The organism is Acidisoma silvae (genome assembly GCF_020618775.1).
In the GTDB taxonomy this organism is placed as follows: Bacteria; Pseudomonadota; Alphaproteobacteria; order Acetobacterales; family Acetobacteraceae; genus Acidisoma; species Acidisoma silvae.
Genome location: NZ_JAESVB010000002.1, coordinates 253650 through 273892, shown reverse-complemented (window position 1 = coordinate 273892; position 20243 = coordinate 253650). Strand labels below are relative to the sequence as shown.

The 20243-nt window shown below is 63.6% G+C and carries 21 protein-coding genes; 11 read left to right on the top strand and 10 right to left on the bottom strand.

Going from position 1 to position 20243, the window contains the following annotated elements; translation table 11 throughout:
* Positions 1-2: 2 nt before the first annotated feature.
* Positions 3-227 (bottom strand): YajG family lipoprotein, encoded by a 225-nt coding sequence (locus ASILVAE211_RS05815; protein ID WP_227320356.1) that lies wholly within the window; start codon positions 225-227, stop codon positions 3-5.
* Between the two features lie 142 nt (positions 228-369).
* On the opposite strand from ASILVAE211_RS05815, the gene ASILVAE211_RS05810 reads away from it, so the two are divergent.
* Positions 370-1230, top strand: a complete 861-nt coding sequence (locus ASILVAE211_RS05810; RefSeq protein ID WP_227320355.1) for a TIGR01459 family HAD-type hydrolase — start codon at positions 370-372, stop codon at positions 1228-1230.
* Between the two features lie 6 nt (positions 1231-1236).
* Here ASILVAE211_RS05810 and ASILVAE211_RS05805 read toward each other — a convergent pair whose 3' ends face one another.
* The 6 genes from ASILVAE211_RS05805 to miaA form a co-directional block, all read right to left on the bottom strand.
* Positions 1237-2562 (bottom strand): hypothetical protein, encoded by a 1326-nt coding sequence (locus ASILVAE211_RS05805; RefSeq protein ID WP_227320354.1) that lies wholly within the window; start codon positions 2560-2562, stop codon positions 1237-1239.
* Positions 2563-2736: 174 nt separating this feature from the next.
* The gene (gene ppk2 / locus ASILVAE211_RS05800; protein WP_227320353.1) at positions 2737-3660 is read right to left on the bottom strand and encodes a polyphosphate kinase 2; all 924 of its coding nucleotides are present in this window, start codon (positions 3658-3660) and stop codon (positions 2737-2739) included.
* Positions 3661-3808: 148 nt separating this feature from the next.
* Positions 3809-4828 carry a ketol-acid reductoisomerase gene (ilvC, locus tag ASILVAE211_RS05795; RefSeq protein ID WP_227320352.1) on the bottom strand — a complete coding sequence of 340 codons (1020 nt, stop codon included), beginning with the start codon at positions 4826-4828 and terminating at the stop codon, positions 3809-3811.
* Positions 4829-4888: 60 nt separating this feature from the next.
* Entirely contained in the window at positions 4889-5407 is a 519-nt protein-coding gene (gene ilvN / locus ASILVAE211_RS05790) for an acetolactate synthase small subunit (protein WP_227320351.1), read from the bottom strand.
* The gene (locus tag ASILVAE211_RS05785; RefSeq protein ID WP_227320350.1) at positions 5407-7203 is read right to left on the bottom strand and encodes an acetolactate synthase 3 large subunit; all 1797 of its coding nucleotides are present in this window, start codon (positions 7201-7203) and stop codon (positions 5407-5409) included. The genes ilvN and ASILVAE211_RS05785 overlap by 1 nt, the downstream gene beginning before the upstream one ends.
* Positions 7204-7266: 63 nt before the next feature.
* The gene (gene miaA, locus ASILVAE211_RS05780) at positions 7267-8262 is read right to left on the bottom strand and encodes a tRNA (adenosine(37)-N6)-dimethylallyltransferase MiaA (protein ID WP_227320349.1); all 996 of its coding nucleotides are present in this window, start codon (positions 8260-8262) and stop codon (positions 7267-7269) included.
* Positions 8263-8354: 92 nt separating this feature from the next.
* On the opposite strand from miaA, the gene serB reads away from it, so the two are divergent.
* The 3 genes from serB to ASILVAE211_RS05765 are packed head-to-tail and all read left to right on the top strand — an operon-like array spanning position 8355 to position 10680.
* The gene (gene serB, locus ASILVAE211_RS05775; protein WP_227320348.1) at positions 8355-9230 is read left to right on the top strand and encodes a phosphoserine phosphatase SerB; all 876 of its coding nucleotides are present in this window, start codon (positions 8355-8357) and stop codon (positions 9228-9230) included.
* Positions 9231-9253: 23 nt separating this feature from the next.
* Positions 9254-9529, top strand: coding sequence for a hypothetical protein (locus ASILVAE211_RS05770; protein ID WP_227320347.1), 276 nt, complete (start codon positions 9254-9256; stop codon positions 9527-9529).
* A gap of 32 nt (positions 9530-9561) precedes the next feature.
* The gene (locus tag ASILVAE211_RS05765; protein WP_227320346.1) at positions 9562-10680 is read left to right on the top strand and encodes a transporter substrate-binding domain-containing protein; all 1119 of its coding nucleotides are present in this window, start codon (positions 9562-9564) and stop codon (positions 10678-10680) included.
* 19 nt (positions 10681-10699) lie between these two features.
* Here ASILVAE211_RS05765 and truA read toward each other — a convergent pair whose 3' ends face one another.
* The 3 genes from truA to def are packed head-to-tail and all read right to left on the bottom strand — an operon-like array spanning position 10700 to position 12916.
* The gene (truA, locus tag ASILVAE211_RS05760) at positions 10700-11455 is read right to left on the bottom strand and encodes a tRNA pseudouridine(38-40) synthase TruA (protein ID WP_227320345.1); all 756 of its coding nucleotides are present in this window, start codon (positions 11453-11455) and stop codon (positions 10700-10702) included.
* Positions 11452-12360, bottom strand: coding sequence for a methionyl-tRNA formyltransferase (gene fmt / locus ASILVAE211_RS05755; protein ID WP_227320344.1), 909 nt, complete (start codon positions 12358-12360; stop codon positions 11452-11454). The genes truA and fmt overlap by 4 nt, the downstream gene beginning before the upstream one ends.
* Positions 12361-12373: 13 nt before the next feature.
* The gene (gene def, locus ASILVAE211_RS05750) at positions 12374-12916 is read right to left on the bottom strand and encodes a peptide deformylase (protein ID WP_227320343.1); all 543 of its coding nucleotides are present in this window, start codon (positions 12914-12916) and stop codon (positions 12374-12376) included.
* 154 nt (positions 12917-13070) lie between these two features.
* Here def and ASILVAE211_RS05745 point away from each other — a divergent pair, with 154 nt between their 5' ends.
* From ASILVAE211_RS05745 to ASILVAE211_RS05715, 7 genes are all read left to right on the top strand, one after another.
* A complete protein-coding gene (locus tag ASILVAE211_RS05745; RefSeq protein ID WP_227320342.1) occupies positions 13071-13592 on the top strand; it encodes an Hsp20 family protein in 522 nt (173 codons plus the stop codon).
* Between the two features lie 54 nt (positions 13593-13646).
* A complete protein-coding gene (locus ASILVAE211_RS05740; protein ID WP_227320341.1) occupies positions 13647-13901 on the top strand; it encodes a DUF1150 family protein in 255 nt (84 codons plus the stop codon).
* A 476-nt stretch (positions 13902-14377) separates the two neighbouring features.
* Complete coding sequence (gene radA / locus ASILVAE211_RS05735; RefSeq protein WP_227320340.1) at positions 14378-15838, top strand: DNA repair protein RadA; 1461 nt, start codon at positions 14378-14380, stop codon at positions 15836-15838.
* Positions 15835-16428 carry a CvpA family protein gene (locus ASILVAE211_RS05730; protein WP_227320339.1) on the top strand — a complete coding sequence of 198 codons (594 nt, stop codon included), beginning with the start codon at positions 15835-15837 and terminating at the stop codon, positions 16426-16428. Before radA ends, ASILVAE211_RS05730 begins: the two co-directional genes overlap by 4 nt.
* A 45-nt stretch (positions 16429-16473) precedes the next feature.
* On the top strand, positions 16474-17952 hold the full coding sequence (gene purF, locus ASILVAE211_RS05725) for an amidophosphoribosyltransferase (protein ID WP_227320338.1): 1479 nt from the start codon (positions 16474-16476) through the stop codon (positions 17950-17952).
* Between the two features lie 193 nt (positions 17953-18145).
* Positions 18146-19075: a GGDEF domain-containing protein gene (locus ASILVAE211_RS05720; RefSeq protein ID WP_227320337.1), complete on the top strand. Its 930-nt coding sequence runs from the start codon at positions 18146-18148 to the stop codon at positions 19073-19075.
* Positions 19076-19351: 276 nt separating this feature from the next.
* The gene (locus tag ASILVAE211_RS05715) at positions 19352-20182 is read left to right on the top strand and encodes a CHAP domain-containing protein (RefSeq protein WP_227320336.1); all 831 of its coding nucleotides are present in this window, start codon (positions 19352-19354) and stop codon (positions 20180-20182) included.
* Positions 20183-20243: the final 61 nt, after the last annotated feature.

Below are 20243 nucleotides of genomic sequence, written 5' to 3'. Positions count from 1 at the left end.
CTTTAGCCGCTTGAGCCACCGCCACCGCCCGGGGCGGTGGGGGACGCGCCGGTGCTATTGGTGCCCGGAACGGTGCCGGTCACCGGGTTAGTCGGCGCCGATGTGGCGGGCGAATCGACGGGTGAGGTAATGGCCGGTTCCTTGGCGGTCGTGCCCGGCTCGGCACAGCCTGCCAAGGCGAACAGCGCGCCGGCCACAGGAAGAACCAGGGATAATTTTCTGATCATGCGAACCTCGCCTCGGATTGTTTCAAGCTTGGCAGGTGAGGTTTAATCGTATCGGGTTCAACGCAGGCGCTGGGCACGATGCTGTGACGCCGCACTGCCGCATCGCTTGCCACAGGGCGCGCGACATTGGACAAGCGGCATCATGACCGTGCCAATCTCCCTGTCGTCTTTCGATGCCGTTTTCCCCGATGCCGATGCCTTTCTGCTCGATCAGTTCGGCACCATTCATGACGGCGAAAGGCCCTATCCCGGCGCATTGGCGGCGATGATGCGCGCGCGGGCGGCCGGCAAGCGCATATTCATTCTCTCGAATTCGGGCAAGCGGGCGGCGCCGAATAGGACGCGGCTGGAAAAGCTGGGCTTTCCGGCAGAGAGCTATGATGGTTTTCTGACCTCGGGCGAGGTTGTCTGGCAGATGCTGGCCGATCGCCGCCTGCCCGGATTGAGCGCCGCGCGCCGTGTCCTGGTGTTGTCCCGGGGCGCGGACAAGGACACCTTGGCCGGGCTTGATCTGGAGCGGACGGAAGACCCGGCCACGGCCGATCTTATTGTCCTGCTCGGTAGCGAGGCTGACCGTATCGGTCTCGACGCCTATCGCGCGCGACTGGAAGGCCCGGCCAGTCGCGGCATTCCCTGCCTATGCGGCAACCCGGATCGGTTGATGGTTTTGAGCGATGGCGGGGTCGGTCCGGCACCAGGCAAGATCGCGGAAATCTATGCCGCGATGGGCGGCCCGGTCATCTGGATCGGCAAACCCCATGCGGCGATCTATGAGGCGGCTTTCGTCGCCTTGCGGGGCATGGTTGGGCATGACATTGCCCGCAACCGCATCTGGGCTGTGGGCGACAGTCTGGACCATGATGTCGCCGGTGCGGCGGCGCAGGGGTGCCGCTCCATCCTCGTCACCACGGGTATTCTGGCCGGCAGCACGCCGGCCGATATCGCGGCCGAGATGACGCGCCATGCTGTCACGCCGAATGCGATTCTGCCGCGCTTCGCCTGAACGCACTCAGTGCTGAAAGGCAGCAATCAATGCGGCGCGCGCAGAAAGCGGCAGAAGCGGGCCGAGCGGTGCCGGGTCAACCGGCTGCGGCCCGCTGCCGGTTGGGTTGAGCAGAATGCTACGCACCTCGCCCTCAGGGGCCAGCAACAGGCTCATGATCGGTGAAGACCAGGGCCAGCTGTCGCGTCCCAGGATAGTGGTGCGGCCAGCGGCCGGAAAGGCGATCAGCCCGTCCGACTGTCGCAAGACGGTGTGCAGGGCCGTGCGGTAGCGCATCCAATCCAGGTCGGCGCGGATATTGCCGATGGTGACGGTGACGGCCAGCAGCGTCGCCGTCATGACGGCGAAACGCGGCTTGGTTCCGGCTTGCCAGCTCCTGTTGCGCGTTGCCAGAACAAACCCAAAGAGGCCGGCCGCGACCAGGCAGGCATTGCCGCGCCCGGCAAAGGCGCTGATGGGGGCTGCCGGCAGCGCGACTGCGGCCATCGCCAGAGCGGCAAACAGCACGATGACGCCAATGCGCGAATGGATTTGATAACGCGCCGGTAGCATGCCCAGCCGCAGGCAGGCGAATGCCAGCATTCCCGCGATTGCCGGGATGTGCGCGGCCCCCGCCGTCCATAGCCAATGCAGATTCGCCAGATCGCGCATGAAACTCGCCCGATTGGCCGGCACGCGCGGATGCAGGATGTCGTATGCCGCGTGCAGGCTGCCGATGGCGAGGCAGAGCGCGGCAATGCAGAGAATCCAGCGCGCGCATCCCGTGGTCTTTCGTGCTCGCGATACGCAGGCCAGGATCAGCAGAGGGCCGATGACGACCGTCGATTCATAAAGCCGCAGGCAACCGGCGGATAAAAACAGAATCAGGCTCAGCCGGGCGGGGGTGAGGGGCGCTATCGCCACCAGCAGAAACAGCAGGCAGCAATAGGCGGCAGCACAAGGGCCGTCCGCCACGCTCGCGAAGGCTGTCGCCATCGCGCCGGTCAGAAAAACGAAGACGGGGACAAGCGCATAGGCAAGCCGGTCGCGCGGCAAGGCCAGAACCGCCAATCCCGTCAGCAGGGCCGGCGTCAGATTGGTGGAAAGGCTGAACAGCAGTGCCACGGCCTGCGGGCTGGTGGCCCCCAGCCGCATCCCGAGAACGACAGGGGCCTGCACCAAAATCTGCGCCGTCAGACGCGAGGGTTCGATGACAACAAAACCCTGTTGCAGCCACAGGCGTGCGGCGTAATAGCAGCCGTCCGCGAAAAGACCCCGCAGAATACATCCCGCCCAGACCTGGGTCAGGACCAGCAGCGCAAGCGCAGTCAGGAGGGGCGCCTTGTCATCCACTTAAATACGATAATGGAATGATTTTGGGTGCGCTAGAGTTTGTTTAGTTTACGCAGAAGCCCCAACCGTCATGCCCGCGTAAGCGGGCATCTTCTTGTCCTGTGTAGCAGCGAAGAAGATTCCCGCTTACGCGGGAATGACGTTGGGGGTGATCCCAACTAACTCTGGCAGACTTTAATAAGTACCCGGCACGTACATGTCGCGCGGCACCGGGCCACGGATGTAATCCGGGTTCCGCACGCGCTCGGGCAGGACCACCGGCGTATGCTCGACCTCGCCATAGGGAATCTGGTTCAGCAGGTGATGGATGAGATTGAGACGGGCGCGCTTCTTGTCCACGCCTTCCACCACCCACCAGGGCGCTTCCGGGATATGCGTATGCTCCAGCATCGATTCCTTGGCTTTGGTATACTGTTCCCAGCGCACGCGGGATTGCAGGTCCATCGGGCTCAGCTTCCACTGCTTCAGCGGATCATTGATGCGCATCTGGAAGCGCATATGCTGTTCCTCGTCGGTGATCGAGAACCAGTATTTGATCAGGATGATGCCGGAACGCACCAGCATGCGCTCGAATTCCGGCGCGTCCACGAAGAAGCGGTCGACATCTTCCTCGGTGCAGAAGCCCATGACGCGCTCGACACCGGCGCGGTTGTACCAGCTGCGGTCGAACAGCACGATCTCACCCGCCGCCGGCAGATGCGAGACATAGCGCTGGAAATACCATTGGGTGCGCTCGCGCTCGTTCGGCGCGGGCAGGGCGGCGACACGGCAGACGCGCGGATTGAGGCGCTGGGTGATGCGCTTGATGGCGCCGCCCTTGCCGGCTGAGTCGCGGCCCTCGAACAGAACCACGACCTTCAGGCCCTTCTGCTGCACCCAGCTTTGCAGCTTCACCAGCTCGCCTTGCAGGCGGAACAGTTCATGGAAATAGAAGCGGCGGTCGATGCTGCCGTCCGGCGTCTCGTCGCCGCCTTCGGACACCAGGCGGTGCAGACGGCCGTCGTCGAGCTCCATTTCCAGCTCTTCGTCGAAACTGTCGAGGAATTCGGAGCGGACGCTCTCGAAAAGGGCCTTGTGGTCGGCTTCGTCTATGCTCATCGCGCTCTCACCCTATCCGTCATGCGGTCCAGATCAGCATAAATGCAGGTTCACACGAAGAATAATGACGATCAGGCGGCAAATGAAAAACGGCCACCCGCCCCAGGGGGCGGATGGCCGTTTCGATCAGCTCCCGGTTAGGGGCAGATTAGTTCTTGGTCTTGTCGACCAGGGCGTTCTTGGAGATCCAGGGCATCATGCCGCGCAGCTTGGCACCCACTTCCTCGATCGGGTGCTCGGCCAGACGGCGGCGGGTCGCCTTGAAGCTCGACTGGTTGACCTTGTTCTCCAGCATCCAGTCGCGGGCGAAGCGGCCGGACTGGATGTCGTTCAGAACGCGCTTCATCTCTGCCTTGGTTTCGGCGGTGATGATGCGCGGGCCGGTGACGTATTCGCCATATTCGGCCGTGTTGCTGATCGAGTAGTTCATGTTGGCGATGCCGCCTTCATAAATCAGGTCGACGATCAGCTTCACTTCGTGAAGGCACTCGAAATAGGCCATTTCCGGAGCGTAGCCGGCTTCCACCAGGGTCTCGAAGCCAGCCTTGATCAGCTCGACCAGACCGCCGCAGAGCACAACCTGCTCGCCGAACAGATCGGTCTCGCATTCTTCCTTGAAGGTCGTCTCGATGATGCCCGCACGGCCACCGCCGACGGCTGACGCATAGGACAGCGCGATGTCCATGGCATTGCCGGACTTGTCCTGTGCCACGGCGACGAGGCAGGGAACGCCGCCGCCTTTCTGGTATTCGCCGCGCACCGTGTGGCCGGGGCCCTTCGGCGCGATCATGAAGACGTCGATGTCAGCGCGCGGGTCGAGCAGGTTGAAATGCACGTTCAGGCCATGCGCGAAGGCCAGAGCGGCGCCTTCCTTCATATTGGCGTGCAGCTTCTCGCGGTACAGGTCGCCCTGGCCCTCGTCCGGGGTCAGCACCATCACGACATCGGCCCATTTGGCCGCGTCCGCCGGGTCCATGACCTGGAAGCCCGCGGCTTCGGCCTTGGCGACGCCGGTGGAGCCGGCGCGCAGGCCGATCGCCATTTCGCGCACGCCGCTGTCCTTAAGGTTCAGCGCATGGGCATGGCCCTGGCTGCCGAAGCCGATGATCGCGACCTTCTTGCCTTTGATCAGGTTCACGTCGGCGTCGCGATCGTAATAAACGCGCATCTTCACTCGTCTCCCATTGAAAACAGTCTCGTCCGCGGCCTGACGGCCAAGGCCGGGGTCTTAGATAATCGTCCGCGTCCCGCGTGCGATGGCGGCCACGCCGCTGCGGGAAATCTCGGTCGTCCCAAGCGGCCGCATCAGATCGATGAAGGCATCGATCTTTTCGCTGGCGCCGGTCAGCTCGAACACAAAGCTTTCGATCGTCGTATCGACGATCTTCGCCCGGAATGCATCGGCAATCCGCAGCGCCTCCACGCGCTGCTCGCCGCGCGCGATGACCTTGATCAGCCCCAGTTCGCGGGCGACATGCGGCCCGTCCGCGCTGAGATCGGCCACTTTATGGATCGGCACCAGTCGGCCCAGCTGCGCCTTGATCTGCTCGATCACCGCATTGGTGCCGCGGGTCACCACCGTGATGCGGCTGCGCGACAGGTCGGCATCCACCGGCGCCACGGTCAGGCTGTCGATATTATAGCCACGGCCGGAAAACAGGCCAATGACGCGGGCCAACACGCCGGCTTCGTTATCCACCAGAACGGAAATGGTCGCGATACGCTGACCGTTCGTCACGTCACTCATTACACAAGCACCATTCCGGCATTGGTCACTTCGGCATTGTCGCGATTCTTGTCCGGCCCCAGCAGCATCTCGTTATGCGCCGCGCCCGAGGGGATCATGGGATAGACATTCTCGCCCTGATCGACCGCGATATCCGCGATCACGGCGCGGTCGCATTTGATCATTTCCAGGATGACGCGGTCCAGATCGTCGACCGAGGTCGCGCGCATGCCCACACCGTGGAAGCTCTCGGCGAGCTTGACGAAATCGGGCAGCGCCTCGCTGTAGCTTTCCGAGTAGCGGCTGCCATGCAGCAGTTCCTGCCACTGGCGCACCATGCCCATATACTGGTTGTTGAGGATGAAGACCTTCACCGGCAGGCGATACTGCGCCAGCGTCCCCATTTCCTGAATATTCATCAGGATCGAGGCTTCGCCCGCGATATCGATGACCAGGGCGTCGGGTTTCGCCACCTGCACGCCCATCGCGGCCGGCAGGCCATAGCCCATGGTGCCGAGCCCACCGCTGGTCATCCAGTGGTTGGGGCGCTCGAAACCGAAATGCTGGGCGGCCCACATCTGGTGCTGACCGACCTCGGTCGTGATGAAGGTCTCGCGCCCGCTCTGGCGCGTCAGCTCGAACAGGCGGCGGACAGCGTGCTGCGGCTTGATGATGGAACCCGGCGCATCCGGCTGCACGAAGGCAAGCGACCGCTTTTCGCGCCAGCTGTCGATCTGGCGCCACCAGGCGGTGATGGCGGCGCGATCCGGCTGGGCATTCAGGCTGCGGATGCGCTCCAGCAGAGCGCGCAGGATTTTCCCGGCATCGCCCAGGATGGGCACATCGACGGTGACAACCTTATTGATGTTGGAGGCGTCGATATCGGCGTGAATCTTCTTGGAATTGGGGCTGAAGGCATCCAGGCGCCCGGTCACGCGGTCGTCGAACCGCGCGCCGATATTGATCATCACGTCGCAGCCGTGCATCGCCATATTGGCTTCGTACGTGCCGTGCATGCCCAGCATGCCCAGGAAATGCGGGTCGCTGGCGGGCAGGCTGCCCAGGCCCATCAGCGTATTGGTGCAGGGAATGCCGGTCTCGGCCACCAGTTCGCGCAGCAGGGCCGAGGCTTCCGGTCCGGCATTGATGATGCCGCCGCCGGTATAAAGGATCGGGCGGCGCGCATTCTTGATCAGCGCCACGGCCTTATCGATCTGCCCCGCGTCCGGCTCGGTCTGCGGGCGATAGCTGCGATGGGGTTCGCGCGTCGGCTCCACATAAGGCGCCGGCTTGATCAGGATATCCTTGGGCAGGTCGATCACCACCGGGCCGGGCCGGCCGCTGCGGGCGACATAGAAGGCCTCATGCACGACGCGGGCGAGGTCTTCCGAACGCTTCACCAGATAATTGTGCTTGGTCGCCGGCCGGGTGATGCCGACGGTATCGGCTTCCTGGAAGGCGTCATTGCCGATCAGATGCGTGGGCACCTGGCCTGTCAGGCAGACGAGGGGGATGGAATCCATCAGCGCATCCACCAGGCCGGTCACGGCATTGGTGGCACCCGGGCCGCTGGTCACCAGAACGCAGCCGACTTTGCCCGTGCTGCGGGCATAGCCTTCGGCCGCATGCACCGCCGCCTGCTCATGGCGGACCAGGATGTGGCGAATGGCATTCTGCTGGAACAGCGCATCGTAAATCGGCAATACTGCGCCGCCGGGATAGCCGAAAATAACCTCTACGCCCTGCTCCTTAAGCGCGCGGAGAAGCACCTGGGCGCCCGCGGCAGGAGTTTCGGCGTGGTTCATTTCGGCATTCATGGCGGTTCCCCGACTGCAGCCTGATTGCTGGGTGCCGGTAATGAACCCCTGGGCAGCGCGGCGTCAACCGACTTCGCGAATAAAACGAGTCAGATCAGCTATTCCGCTTTCCGAAAGTTGCGCGGGATCGGCGATTTGCGCATGGATCGTATGCAGGTGCCCCTCATCGGCCAGTTCGTGGTGCCTGAACCAGGTCGCCTGCCGCTTGATATAGTGATGCGTATTCGCCACCGCCTGATTACGAGCGGCGTCCAAAGCCATCTCGCCGCGCAGATGGGCGGCAAGTTCCGGCACGCCATGGGCGCGCATGGCGGGCAAGGCCGGGTCCAGCGCCTGTTCCGCCAGCAGACGCACCTCGTCCTCGGCACCGGCTTCCAGCATACGGTCGAAGCGCAATGCCGCGACCGCCTGCAATTCGGCGCGGGGCGGATCCAGCTGGATGGCGCGGAAGCGCCAGGGCGGCGGCGGCAAAGTGACATGGCGGCGCCAGGACGCGAGGCCCCGGCCTGTGCTCAGCAGCACTTCATAGGCGCGGGCGATGCGCTGGCTGTCGCTCGGATGCAGCCGGGCTGCGGTTTCCGGGTCGCGCACGGTAAGTTCGGCATGAAGCGCATGCGGGCCCAGTGTCGCCAAAGCGGCGCGGGCTTCGGCTCTGGCGCTTGGGTCGATGGCCGGGATTTCCGACAGGCCGTTGCGCAGCGCGGAGAAATAGAGGCCTGTGCCGCCGCATAGAATGGGCAGCAGGCCGCGCGCATGGGCGTCGCTCATCTCGCCGAGCGCGGCTTCCCGCCACCAGGCGACATTGCCGGGCTCGGCGGCCGCCCGCGCGCCGTACAGCGCATGCGGCACTTGGGCTTCGTCCGCCTCGCTCGGCCGCGCCGTCAATATACGGAGTTCGCGATAGATCTGCATCGAGTCGGCATTGATGACGACACCGCCCAGGCGCTCGGCCAGGAGCATCGCCAGCGCGGATTTGCCGCTACAGGTGGGGCCCGCCACAAAAATCGCCAGCGGAAGGCGGCCGCTGAGCCCATCGAGACCAAAGAAATCCTGCGCCATCACCGGTTGTTCGGCGGCAGAGCAAAAAGAACTCTCCCATTCCCGCAACAGAGCTTGCGTGATGCCCAGGGGCCGGTCAGTTTGCGCCCGTTATGCGCCATATCCTCACGCTCATTGCTGATCGCCAATCCACAAGCCTCTCTGCTGCCATGATCCGTCGGGTAGGGGAAGCCATCAATGGTGGGGATCCCACCATCCTCTCCGAAGGCGAGGCAGCCGATATTCCGATCGAGGATGCGCCGGACGCAATCGCGTTGCAGGAAGCGCTCGACAATGCGCCGGTCGACTGGATCGTCACCAAGACGCGCGGGCGCCGCAAGGGCCTGCTGGTCGCCGACATGGACAGCACCATCGTCACCAGCGAGACCTTGGACGAGCTGGCCGCCTATGCCGGCGTCCAGGCCGAAATCACGGCCATCACCAAGCTGAGCATGAACGGCGAGCTTGATTTCTCCGAGGCCCTGCGCCGGCGTGTTGCCATGCTGCGTGGCCTGTCGCTCGATGCCTTGCAGCAGACCTGGGACAAGACCGAGCTGATGCCGGGTGCCAAGGAACTCATCGCGACGATGCGCAAGCATAATGCGCTGACGGCCCTGGTTTCCGGCGGCTTCACCTTCTTTACGGGCAAGGTCGCCGAGCTGGTTGGTTTCGATCGCCACCATGCCAATGTGCTTATCGACGACGGTCAGGCGCTGACGGGCGAGGTGGGCGAGCCTATTCTCGATCGTGACGCCAAAAAAGCCGCGTTGCTGCGGATGGCGGAGGAGCGGGGGCTTAAATTGGCCGCTACCCTGGCAGTAGGGGACGGCGCCAATGACTTGGCAATGCTAGCCGTCGCCGGATTGGGCGTGGCCTATCACGCCAAGCCGATTGTGGCGCGTGAGGCCCGCGCCCGTATAGACCACGGCAATCTCCGCGCTCTACTCTTCGCCCAAGGCTATCCGGACTCCGCTTTCGTCACTGCGTAACCCTGGCTGAAGGATATTCGCCCATGTCGACGCCTGTTCATGACTGGGTGAAGCCAAGGCTGGATGCGCTGGTCGCGGAAGCGATCAGCAACGGCATGGACCGTGATGTCATTGTCGCCGTGCTGACTGATATCGTCGAAGGCCCCAGCTATAACCGGGCGGTCACCACGGAAGCCGATCAACTGCAACCGGACGGCCTGACCGATCCACGGCAGGAACCGGTGCCGACACCCACGCTGCCGATGACGCGTGAAGGCTGGTTTCCCTATTCCGTATCGACCCTTCCCGATTCAGAATAATGCGCAGGGCGGATTTCGGCGTCTTAGCGCGTGTGCGGATCCTATGCGCTTGTCTGCTGGTATTGGGGCTGGGTCTGGCAAGCATCTGCGGCGGAGCCCGGGCGGATTCGCCGCCGGCTGAGACCGCCGGACCGGTCGCCGGCTTCACCGGCAAACCGATCACGGTCGGGGTCACGTCCCTGCCGCCTTTCGTCATCAGCAAGGATGGCCACTGGTCCGGCATGGCGATTGATCTCTGGCAGGAGGCTGCCGGAAAACTCGGCCTGACCTATCACTATGTCGCCTATCCGGACATCACCGCCCTTCTGGGGGCCGTGATGAATGGCAAGGTCGATGTCGTCCCGGCCAATATTACCATCACCACCGGACGCCTGCAGCGGATGGACATGACCCAGCCCTGGATGGATGCGGGGCTGCGCGTGATGATCGATCAAAACGCGCATCGCAGTTTCGGTGCGCTGGTCCACGGACTTTGGGTCAGCGGCCATGTCCGCGTCTATCTCTGGATCTTCGCCATCATCCTGCTGGCGACGCTTGGCCTCACTTTCATCGACCGGCGCTTAGATGAAGAGTTTCCCAATCAATGGGGCGCCGGGCTTTCCCATAGTTTCTATCATGTGATGTCAATCGTGACCTCCGGCAAGGCGACGTCCCACAAGCTGCTTTTCGGCTCCTGGGGGCGGTGCATCGCGGCCATCTGGATGGTCTTCGGCACCGCGACCGTCGCCTATGTCACGTCATCCGTGACCAGCGTCATGACAGCGACAACACTGCTTGGGCAAATTCACAGCGTCGCCGATCTCGGCGGCAAGACGGTCGGTGTCGTCGCGGGCACGGTGGGTGAGGATTATGCTGTGGACGCGGGTCTCTCGCTGCAAAGCTTTCCGACGTTGGAAGACGCGGCAACGGCCCTGGTGAAGCATCGCATCAATGCCGTGATCGATGACGCGGCTCTGCTCGAATACTATGACAATAACCATCCGGAACTGCCGATCACCGAGGTCGGCGCGATTTTCCGTGAGGCGAAATACGGTTTCGCGCTGCCACGCAACAGCGCGCTGACCTGGCCGCTGAGCTTGGAAATCGTGGCCGACGGCGAGACCGATTTCATCCAGCAGTTGCAGGCGCGCTATCTGGGGGTCGAACCCTGATCGTCTTGCCGTCCGAGGGTCAGAAGACGGGCGGTTCGTAATCGACGCTGATGAAGGTCAGCCCGTCCGGTGGGGCGGTCGGGCCGGCGGCGGCGCGATCGCAGGCGGCCAGCGCTTCCGCCATGCGTGCCGGTGCCCAGGCGCCTTCGCCGACGAGTTTGAGCGTACCCACCATGTTGCGCACCTGATGGTGCAGGAAGCTCCGCGCTTCGGCTTCGATGATGACGTGATAGCCGTCGCGGCGGACATCCAGCCGGTCCAGCGTGCGCAGCGGCGATTTCGCCTGGCAGCTCGACGCCCGGAATGACGTGAAATCGTGCCGGCCAAGCAGGAAACGGGCGCCCTCCGCCATGGCACCGGCTTCCAGCGGATGCGGCATATGCCAGACATGGCCCATTTCCAGCGCCGGGCGAGCACTGCGATTGAGGATGATGTAGCGGTAGCGGCGGCGCTTGGCGTCAAAACGCGGATGCCAGCCTTCCGGCGCCAGACGGGCTTCCTGCACCACGACGGCATGGGGTTTCATGTGAAAATTCAGCGCCTCGCGCAGACGCTGGGGCGGCAGGTCACGCTCCAGAGTGATCATGGCGACCTGACCGATGGCGTGTACCCCGGCATCGGTGCGACCGGCGATGGCGGCGGCGACAGGCGCGCCACCGGCGAGTTTGCTGGCGGCCTCCTCCAGCACCTGCTGGACGGACAAACCATTGGGCTGCGTTTGCCAGCCGACGAAGCCGCGCCCGTCATATTCCAGTAGAAGCGCGTAAGCCGTCATGCGCCGAGCTTGCTGCCGGGGAGCACCGCCAGGCCGCGCAGGAAATCGGCGGCGGCGGCCGGTGCGCGGCCGGCCCGCTGTAGCCGGGTGATGCGCAGCGCGCCCTCGCCGCAGGCGACGGTCAAGGCATTGTCGAGAACTTCTCCTGGTTCGCCTTCGCCATCCGCCAAGGCGACGTCCAGCACTTTCAGCGGGTCTGTGCCGAGTGTGGTGAAGGTGCCGGGCCAGGGATCGAAGGCACGGACCTGCCGCTCGATCGCGACGGCTGTCTTGCTCCAGTCGATCCGCGCATCGGCGCGGGACAGTTTCGGCGCGTAAGTGGCCCCTTCCGCGGGCTGCGGCACGGCCGGCGGATTATCGGCCAGAACGGTTAGCACGAGATCGGCACCGATCGCCGCCAGCGCGTCATGCACGTCCGGCAGGCGGATGCGCGGGCCGAGGGTGATGCGGCCTTCCATCAGCATGGGCCCGGTATCCAGCCCTTCGTCCATCTGCATGATGGTGACGCCGGTCTCGGCGTCGCCGGCCAGGATGGCGGCATGGATCGGCGCCGCACCACGCCAGCGCGGCAGCAGGCTGGCGTGAATATTGATGCAGCCGCGCTTCGGCGCGTCCAGCCAGGCGCGCGGCAGGATCAGGCCATAGGCCGCGACCACGGCGGCATCCAGATCCAGGGCCGCGAACTCAGCCAGGGCCTCGGTATTGCCGCGCAGCTTGGCGGGATAGCGCACGGCCAGGCCCAGCGCCTCTGCCGCCCGGTGCACGGGGCAAGGCTGCAAGTTTTGCCCGCGCCCGGCAGGGCGGGGCGGCTGGCAATAGGCGGCGACGACCTCGTGCCCGGCCGCAACCAGGGCGCGCAGCGCAGGCACTGCGAAGTCCGGCGATCCCATGAAAGCGAGGCGCATGGCGGGCTATCCCTCAGCTGCTCTTCTTGAGCCGCTTTTCCTTGACCATTTTACGCAGGATCATGTTGCGCTTCAGCGCCGACAGATGATCGACGAACAAGACGCCGTCCAGATGATCGATTTCATGCTGCAGGCAGGTGGCCAGCAAGCCATCCGCTTCGATCGTCTGCGGCTTGCCGTCCATATCCTCATAGGCGACCGTCACGCGGGCCGGGCGCGTGACATCAGCATATTGTCCGGGAATCGACAGGCAGCCTTCCTCGCGGATGGCTTGTTCGTCACTCACCTTGGTGATGCGGGGATTGATCAGCGTGATCGGCGCGGGCTTGTCCTCCGGCTGCAGGTCGATCACGGCCAGCCGCAGGTCCAGCCCGATCTGTGGCGCAGCAAGGCCAATGCCGGGGGCGGCATACATGGTGGAGAACATGCGCGGCACTATATCGCGCAGCATCTCGCGGTCGGCTTCGGTCACCAGGCGCGTCCTGGCCTTCAGCTTGGGGTCTGGGGCAATGACGATGGGCAGGAGATCGGCGGAATCGGGCGTTTCGGAGGTCATTGCGGGGATTTACCTGTCAGTGCCGCATGGATCAACGGAGAGGCTTGCATTCCGGGTCTTGCAAGGGCGCGCAGTTCTACCCACTATATGTTGAACGCGGGCGCCAATTTTGGGCTCGCGAGTGCTTCGCTCTACGAAGAGGAGGCTCACGCCGATGAGTACCCGTGTCTTTACCTCGCCGCTTTTTCTCGGCTTCGACCATTTGGAGCAGATGCTGGAACGAGCATCCAAAACCCAGTCTGAAGGCTATCCGCCTTATAATATCGAGCAAACCGGTCCGTCCGGGCTCCGTATTACCTTGGCGGTCGCCGGCTTCAGCATGGAAGAACTGCAGATCACCCAGGAAGACAATCAGCTGGTGATCCGTGGCCGCCAAAGCGAGGACAGCCAGAACCGCGTCTTCGTCTATCGGGGAATCGCGTCCCGTCAGTTCCAGCGCGCCTTCGTGCTGGCCGAAGGGATCGAGATCAAGGGCGCATGGCTGCACAATGGATTGCTGCATGTCGACCTGATCCGGCCGCAGCCGGAAACCCGCGTGCGGACGATCCCGATCGACACGATGTCCAAGTCGTCGCCTGTGCCGTCTCGTCCGCGTCGCGACATCCGAGAGGTGACCGAGGTGCGTAATGAGATTGGATCCCAGATCGGGGTCTCCCGCATCGTCGGGGAAGATTAAGCCTTGCGCTTGGCAGGATGGGCTTCCGAGCCATCCTAGGAAAGGAATGAACCGATGCGCATTCAGAATGCCGTGGACACTGGAGATCAGGTCGTCGGCCAGATTCTCGATATCCGTCAGATCACGACAGCCCAGCTGGCCCAGCTTGGCGTGTCGCAGCTTGCCTATATCAAGCAGATCGTGGTCGGCGGAGAATCCGTCTTTGCGATTCATGGCGCGGATGGCACGCCGATGGCAGTCGCGCCGAATCGCGAACTCGCCTGGGAGGCGATCGTCGAGCACGAGATGATGCCGACGCTGGTTCACTGACCCGGATTGCGTGAAAAACTGGCTTTGCCGCAGGGTTTGAGATAAGGTGACGGTGGTAGGTTTCATCAGGCAGTGCCTCACATCCCAGCCTGAACTTAGTGCCTTTCCCTGACAGGCAGCAGGAAATGGCATCTCGCTAAAGGGGCCGCCCTGCGTCCACAGGACGGCCCCCCTCGCTCAATGCAGCTTGATGACCGTGGTCACGATTTGAATGATCGTGAGCGCCACCATGACCGCATGGTAAGTTTCGTCAGACAAATACCTCACCTCCCACAGCCGCCGTCGGACTGCGCGGATCAGGCCAGGCGCCGCGCTGGGCGGCGACGGCATCCTCCGTGGAGACTGGTTTCGTGCGCAATCATTATATTTCGATTCCGAACTGAATCGGTGCGAATGATCCCTGCGCGGGCCGCCATGCGTGCCGGGAAAGCGATTTTTGCTTTCGCCCGGTGCCGATCCTCGGGCATGTGTCGCTGATGGCGAAATCGACTGCCCGCTATATCTGCCAAAGCTGCGGCGCGGTGTCCCCCAAATGGGGCGGCCGCTGCGAGGCCTGCGGTGCCTGGAATACGATCACGGAAGAGGTCCAGCCGGCGGGGCAGGCGAAAGCCTTAGCCTCCGGCCGCCGCATCACACTGGTCGGCCTGGAAGGGGAAGCGGCACCGCCGCCCCGGATGGAACTGGGGCTGACGGAGCTTGATCGTGTGCTGGGCGGCGGCCTTGTGCCGGCCTCGGCCATTCTGGTCGGTGGCGATCCCGGCATCGGCAAATCGACCCTCATGCTGCAGGCCGCTGCCAGTCTGGCGCGCGCCGGCCGTCGCGTCGTCTATATATCGGGCGAAGAATCGGTCGATCAGCTGCGCATGCGGGCGCGGCGGCTGGGGCTGTCCAGCGCCCCGGTAGAGCTCGCATCCGCGACCGGTGTGCAGGATATCGCGGCCACCTTGAGTGGCGCAGGCCGGGGTAAGGAACAGCCGGTCTCCCTGCTGGTCATCGACTCGATCCAGACCATGGCGCATGAGGCGCTGGATTCCGCGCCCGGCACGGTGTCTCAGGTGCGTGCTTCGGCGCTGGAACTGATCCGCCTTGCCAAGCAGGAAGGCTTCGCCCTCGTCCTCGTTGGCCATGTCACCAAGGACGGCGCACTCGCCGGGCCTCGGGTCATGGAGCATATGGTCGATGCCGTGCTCTATTTCGAAGGCGAGCGCGGGCATCAGTTCCGCATCCTGCGCGGCGTCAAAAACCGCTTCGGGGCCACCGATGAAATCGGCGTCTTCGAGATGACGGAAGAGGGGCTGGGCGAGGTGGTGAACCCGTCGGCCCTGTTCCTGGCCGAGCGGCGCGGCAATATCGCGGGCTCAGCGGTCTTTGCCGGTCTTGAAGGCACGCGGCCGGTGCTGATGGAAATCCAGGCGCTGCTGTCACCCAACCCTGGCGGGTCGCCCCGCCGCTCCGTCGTCGGCTGGGATTCGGGGCGGCTCGGCATGCTGCTCGCCGTGCTGGAAAGCCGGGGTGGCCTCAGGCTCGCCCAACAGGACGTCTATCTCAATGTCGCCGGAGGCCTGCGCATTACCGAGCCGGCGGCCGATCTGGCGGTCGCGGCGGCCATCGCCTCCGCCGCCGCTGGCCAGCCGACGGATCCGAGCCTCGCCTTTTTCGGGGAAATCGGCCTGTCCGGCGAGGTGCGTCAGGTCGCCCAGGCCGAGGCGCGACTGAAGGAAATGGCCAAGCTTGGCTTTACCTCGGCCGCCATGCCGCGCCGGCTCGGCGGCGGCACGCGTCGCCCTATCGCCGCACCTTCCGGACTGGGCCTGATCGAGATCGGACATGTGAGCGATCTTCTCGGCCGGTTTCGTGATAAGCCGCCGGGGGCTGCTGCCATGCCGACGACCGACAAGACTCCAGAGCCGGAGCCTGCCTTGGAAGATTCTGAATGACGTGGTTCGACCTCGCCATGCTAGCGGTGCTCGCCATTTCGGCGCTGCTTGCCTTTTATCGCGGCTTCGTGCGGGAAGTGATGGGTGTCGGCGCCTGGGTTGGCGCTATCGCCGTCGGCTTCTGGTTTGCGCCTTTCGTCGAGCCTCGTGTCCAGCATTGGATCACCGATCCGAAGCTCGCTTACCCGGCGGCGATTGCGGCGGTGTTCGTCGTCGCGCTGATCGTCTTTTCGGTCATCAGCGGCTGGATCGGTGCATTGGTACGCGGCTCGGCCTTGGGCGGCGTCGACCGCACGCTGGGCATCGTCTTCGGCCTGGCCCGGGGCGCCGTTCTACTTATTATTTGCTATGTCCTGGCCGGATTGGTGACATCACCGCAGGACTGGCCCGAGCCGATACGTGATGCACGACTCCTTCCCTATGTGTATGAGGGGGCGCAACAGGCGGTGGCATTTATGCCGGACGGTTACCATCCCCATCTGATGGCGCCCCCGGTCTCGCAACCGCCAACCTTGAATGACTTGCTGCAGCCTGCTCCCAAGGGTTCGGCTTTGTCTCCGGCCCAGGGACAGACCGGGCAGGCCCAATGAGACCGCATCATGGCGCGGAATCGCGGCTTAAAGGAAGTTGAGTCGATGATGGACGTTTACGGTGCTTTCCGGGCTGAAGAACCCGGCGACGACGATAAGATGCACGAGGAATGCGGCGTCTTTGGCGTCTGGCACGCGCAGGATGCGGCCGCCATGACGGCGCTCGGGCTGCATGCCCTTCAGCATCGCGGCCAGGAAGCCACCGGCATCGCGACCTATGACGGCGATCGCTTCCATATCCATAAGGGCCTCGGCCTCGTCGGCGACAATTATAGCGACGCCAAGACCATGGCGGGACTGCCCGGCGGTCACGCGATCGGCCATAACCGCTATGCCACGACCGGTGAAACGGTTCTCCGCAACGTCCAGCCGCTGTATGCCGACTTCGCCTTCGGTGGCTTCGCCGTCGGCCATAACGGCAATCTCACTAATGCCGCCGCCATCCGGCGTGATCTGGTGCGGCGTGGCTGTCTGTTCCAGTCCAGCATGGATTCGGAAGTCTTCATTCATCTCATCGCCATCAGCCTCTATTCCACCGTTCTTGACCGGCTGATCGACGCGCTGAAGCAGGTGGTGGGCGCCTATTCGCTCGTCGCGCTCAGCCAGGACGGGCTGATCGGCGTGCGCGACCCGCAGGGCGTGCGTCCGCTGATCCTCGGCCGTCTGCCGCATCCCGACGGCAAGGACGGCTGGGTTCTGGCCAGCGAGACCTGCGCGCTGGAAATCGTGGGCGCCGAATTCGTCCGTGATATCGAGCCGGGCGAGGTCGTGGTCATCAACGACCAGGGCGTGCGCAGCGTGAAGCCCTTCCATCGCACCACCTCGCGCTTCTGCATCTTTGAATATGTCTATTTCGCGCGGCCTGATTCCGTCATGGAAGGCAAGCCGGTCTATGCGGCACGCAAGGAAATTGGCGCCATGCTGGCGCGCGAATCCGGGGTCGACGCCGATGTCATCGTGCCGGTGCCCGATTCCGGCGTGCCCTCGGCCATGGGCTATGCGGCGGAAAGCGGCATCCCCTACGAACTGGGCATCATCCGCAACCACTATGTCGGCCGCACCTTCATCGAGCCGACCGATCAGATCCGCAATTTGGGCGTCCGGCTGAAGCATTCCGGCAATCGCGCGGTGCTGGAAGGCAAGCGCGTCATTCTGGTCGATGATTCGATCGTGCGCGGCACCACCAGCCGCAAGATCGTGGAAATGGTCCGTGCCGCTGGCGCGACCGAGGTGCATATGCGCATCTCCTCGCCGCCGACCACCCATTCCTGCTTCTACGGCATCGATACGCCGGAACGCGGCAAGTTGCTGGCTGCCCGTCATGACGTGCAGGAAATGGCGGAGCTGATCGGCGCCGATAGTCTCGCCTTCGTCTCGATCGATGGTCTGTATCAGGCTCTCGGTGCGGCCCGACGCAACGCGGCCGATCCGCAGTTCTGCGATGCCTGCTTCACGGGTGACTACCCGATCGCGCTCCATGATCTGGCCGACCCGCCGCTGACCCTCGTCACCAAGGCCAGCTGAGGCAGCTGATTGATCGCGCGGCCCGGCTGCCCAAGCCGGGTCGTTTCGATAAGAAAGGCGTGAGCACGGCCCGGGGACGCTTTGTCCGGGGCGATAGTGCTGGACGCAGTGTCCATTTTCTCAGCATCATATCGGAATGATACCGATCGGCCGGCTCGGTGCCGCGCCGGGGGCTGCGATTTGAGGCTGCGCTATGCCTTCAGCGGACGATGCTTTTGCCAGTCTGACGCAGCTCGGCCTTCTGCATGATCTTTCCGGATTCGTCCCGAAAGTTCTCGATCTTCTGCCGATCGGCCTGCAGATCGACAATCTCGATCATCAGACCCTTTACGTAAATCGCAGCTTCACGGCCCTCTTCGGCTATGGCCTGAAGGATATCGAATATAACGATCTGTGGTTTGACCTCGTCTATCCGGACCCGGTCTATCGCGCCTTCGTCAAGGCGCGGTGGCTGGAGAACGTCCAGGCCGCGACAGAGCAGGATACGTCGATCGACGGCTATGAGCGCCTGGTACGCTGCAAAAGCGGCGTCGATAAAGTGGTGGAGTTCTATATCCGCCGCGTCGGCGACTTTTTCGTCTACCTTTATATTGACGTCTCCCCCCGCCACGCGATGGCGGCGGAACTGCGGCGCCTGGCCCATACCGACGAATTGACGGGCCTGCCCAATCGTCGCTTCTTTTTTGAAATGGGCGCGGAGCTTTTTGCCGCCCGGCGCCGCCCCCTATCCCTGCTGACCTTCGATATCGACCACTTCAAATCCGTCAATGACGGGCGCGGGCATGCCGCCGGCGATCAGGTTCTGGTCGAGGTCGCGGCGCGTTGCCGCGCCGTGCTGGAGGATGGGCAGACGCTGGCCCGGCTGGGCGGGGAAGAATTCGGCGTTCTTCTGCCCGGCTGCGGCGCGGGCCAGGCTCAGGCGGTCGCCGAACGGATCCGGCTGGCGGTCGCGGAACAGCCCATTGCGCTGCCGCCCGAGCCTGTCCAGGTCACCGTCAGCGTCGGCGGTGCCTGCGATGCGACGGAGGCGGGTGACCTTGGCAGCCTGCTGCTGCGTGCCGATCATGCGCTCTACGCCGCCAAGCGCGGCGGGCGGAACAAGACCCGTTTCACGACACGCTGACAGCGCCTTGGCGGCAATCCCCAAAAGACAAAATAGGATTTTTATCCTAAATAGTGGACGCCTATGCGTCGGTTTTGAACGATTAATCATATTGACACGAAGATATCGCGAAGTGGTGTTGCACGCGCCTGCGTCCTTGCACTACCGATGCTCGGCGATCACGCGATCAGCATTTTGGCTTCGAATAGGATGCAGAACAAACATGCATCCGATTTATTGTCATGTCATTACGTGATTGTTCTGTTTGATAATCGCTAGATAAAGACTGCGGACTTCATGATGCGAGTGACAGGCAGATTGCGGCTTAACCTTGTGGCAGCATCAGCGCTTTTTGTGGGGTTGTTTGGGATTAGCCTTCATGCCGAGGCTGCCACCAAGCATGAGGCGCATAAAAGCAGCAGCCGCGCGACGCATCATCAGCCGTCCCACACGCAGCACGCCAGCCGCAGCCACGCCCATTCGACGCATCATGTCGCATGGGCGCCCGGGCATCACGCCAGCTTTCGGCATAAGTCTTGGGTGCATCATGTCGCCTGGCATAGCCGGCAAACGAGCGCCTGGTTGGAATGCGTGCCCTATGCCCGCCGGGTGTCCGGCATCGAATTGCGCGGCAATGCCAATACATGGTGGCGGGAAGCCGATGGCCGTTATGAGCGCGGTCAGACCCCGCAGGCCGGCGCGGTGCTCAGCTTCCAGTCCAGCCGCCATATGGAACTCGGTCATGTCGCGGTCGTGACGCAGACCGTCAATCCGCGCGAAGTCCTCATCAGCCAGGCCAATTGGCCGATGCCGGGTCAGCGCAACGGCAATGTCTCGAAGGCCATTTCCGTTATCGACGTTTCGCCCGACAATGACTGGACGGCTGTTCGTGTCGAACGCGGCCATTCCGGCGATTACGGCTCGGTCTATGCGACCAATGGTTTCATCTATGGCCATTCCACGGCTGACACCCTGATGGCGGATGAACTGCCGGCGAAATCCTCGCCTGCGGCGGCCCCCGCCGGCATTTCGGCCGGCTGGTCGCAGACGGTTCAGTTGGCCTCGGCGCCGAGCTACGGCAACGGCCCGGCCATCGCCGATTCCGCACCGGATCGCAATCTGCGTTAAAGTCTAAGATGGCGGAAGCGTTGCTTTCGCAACTTTCTGGTGCCGGTGATGCGGTCTGCCC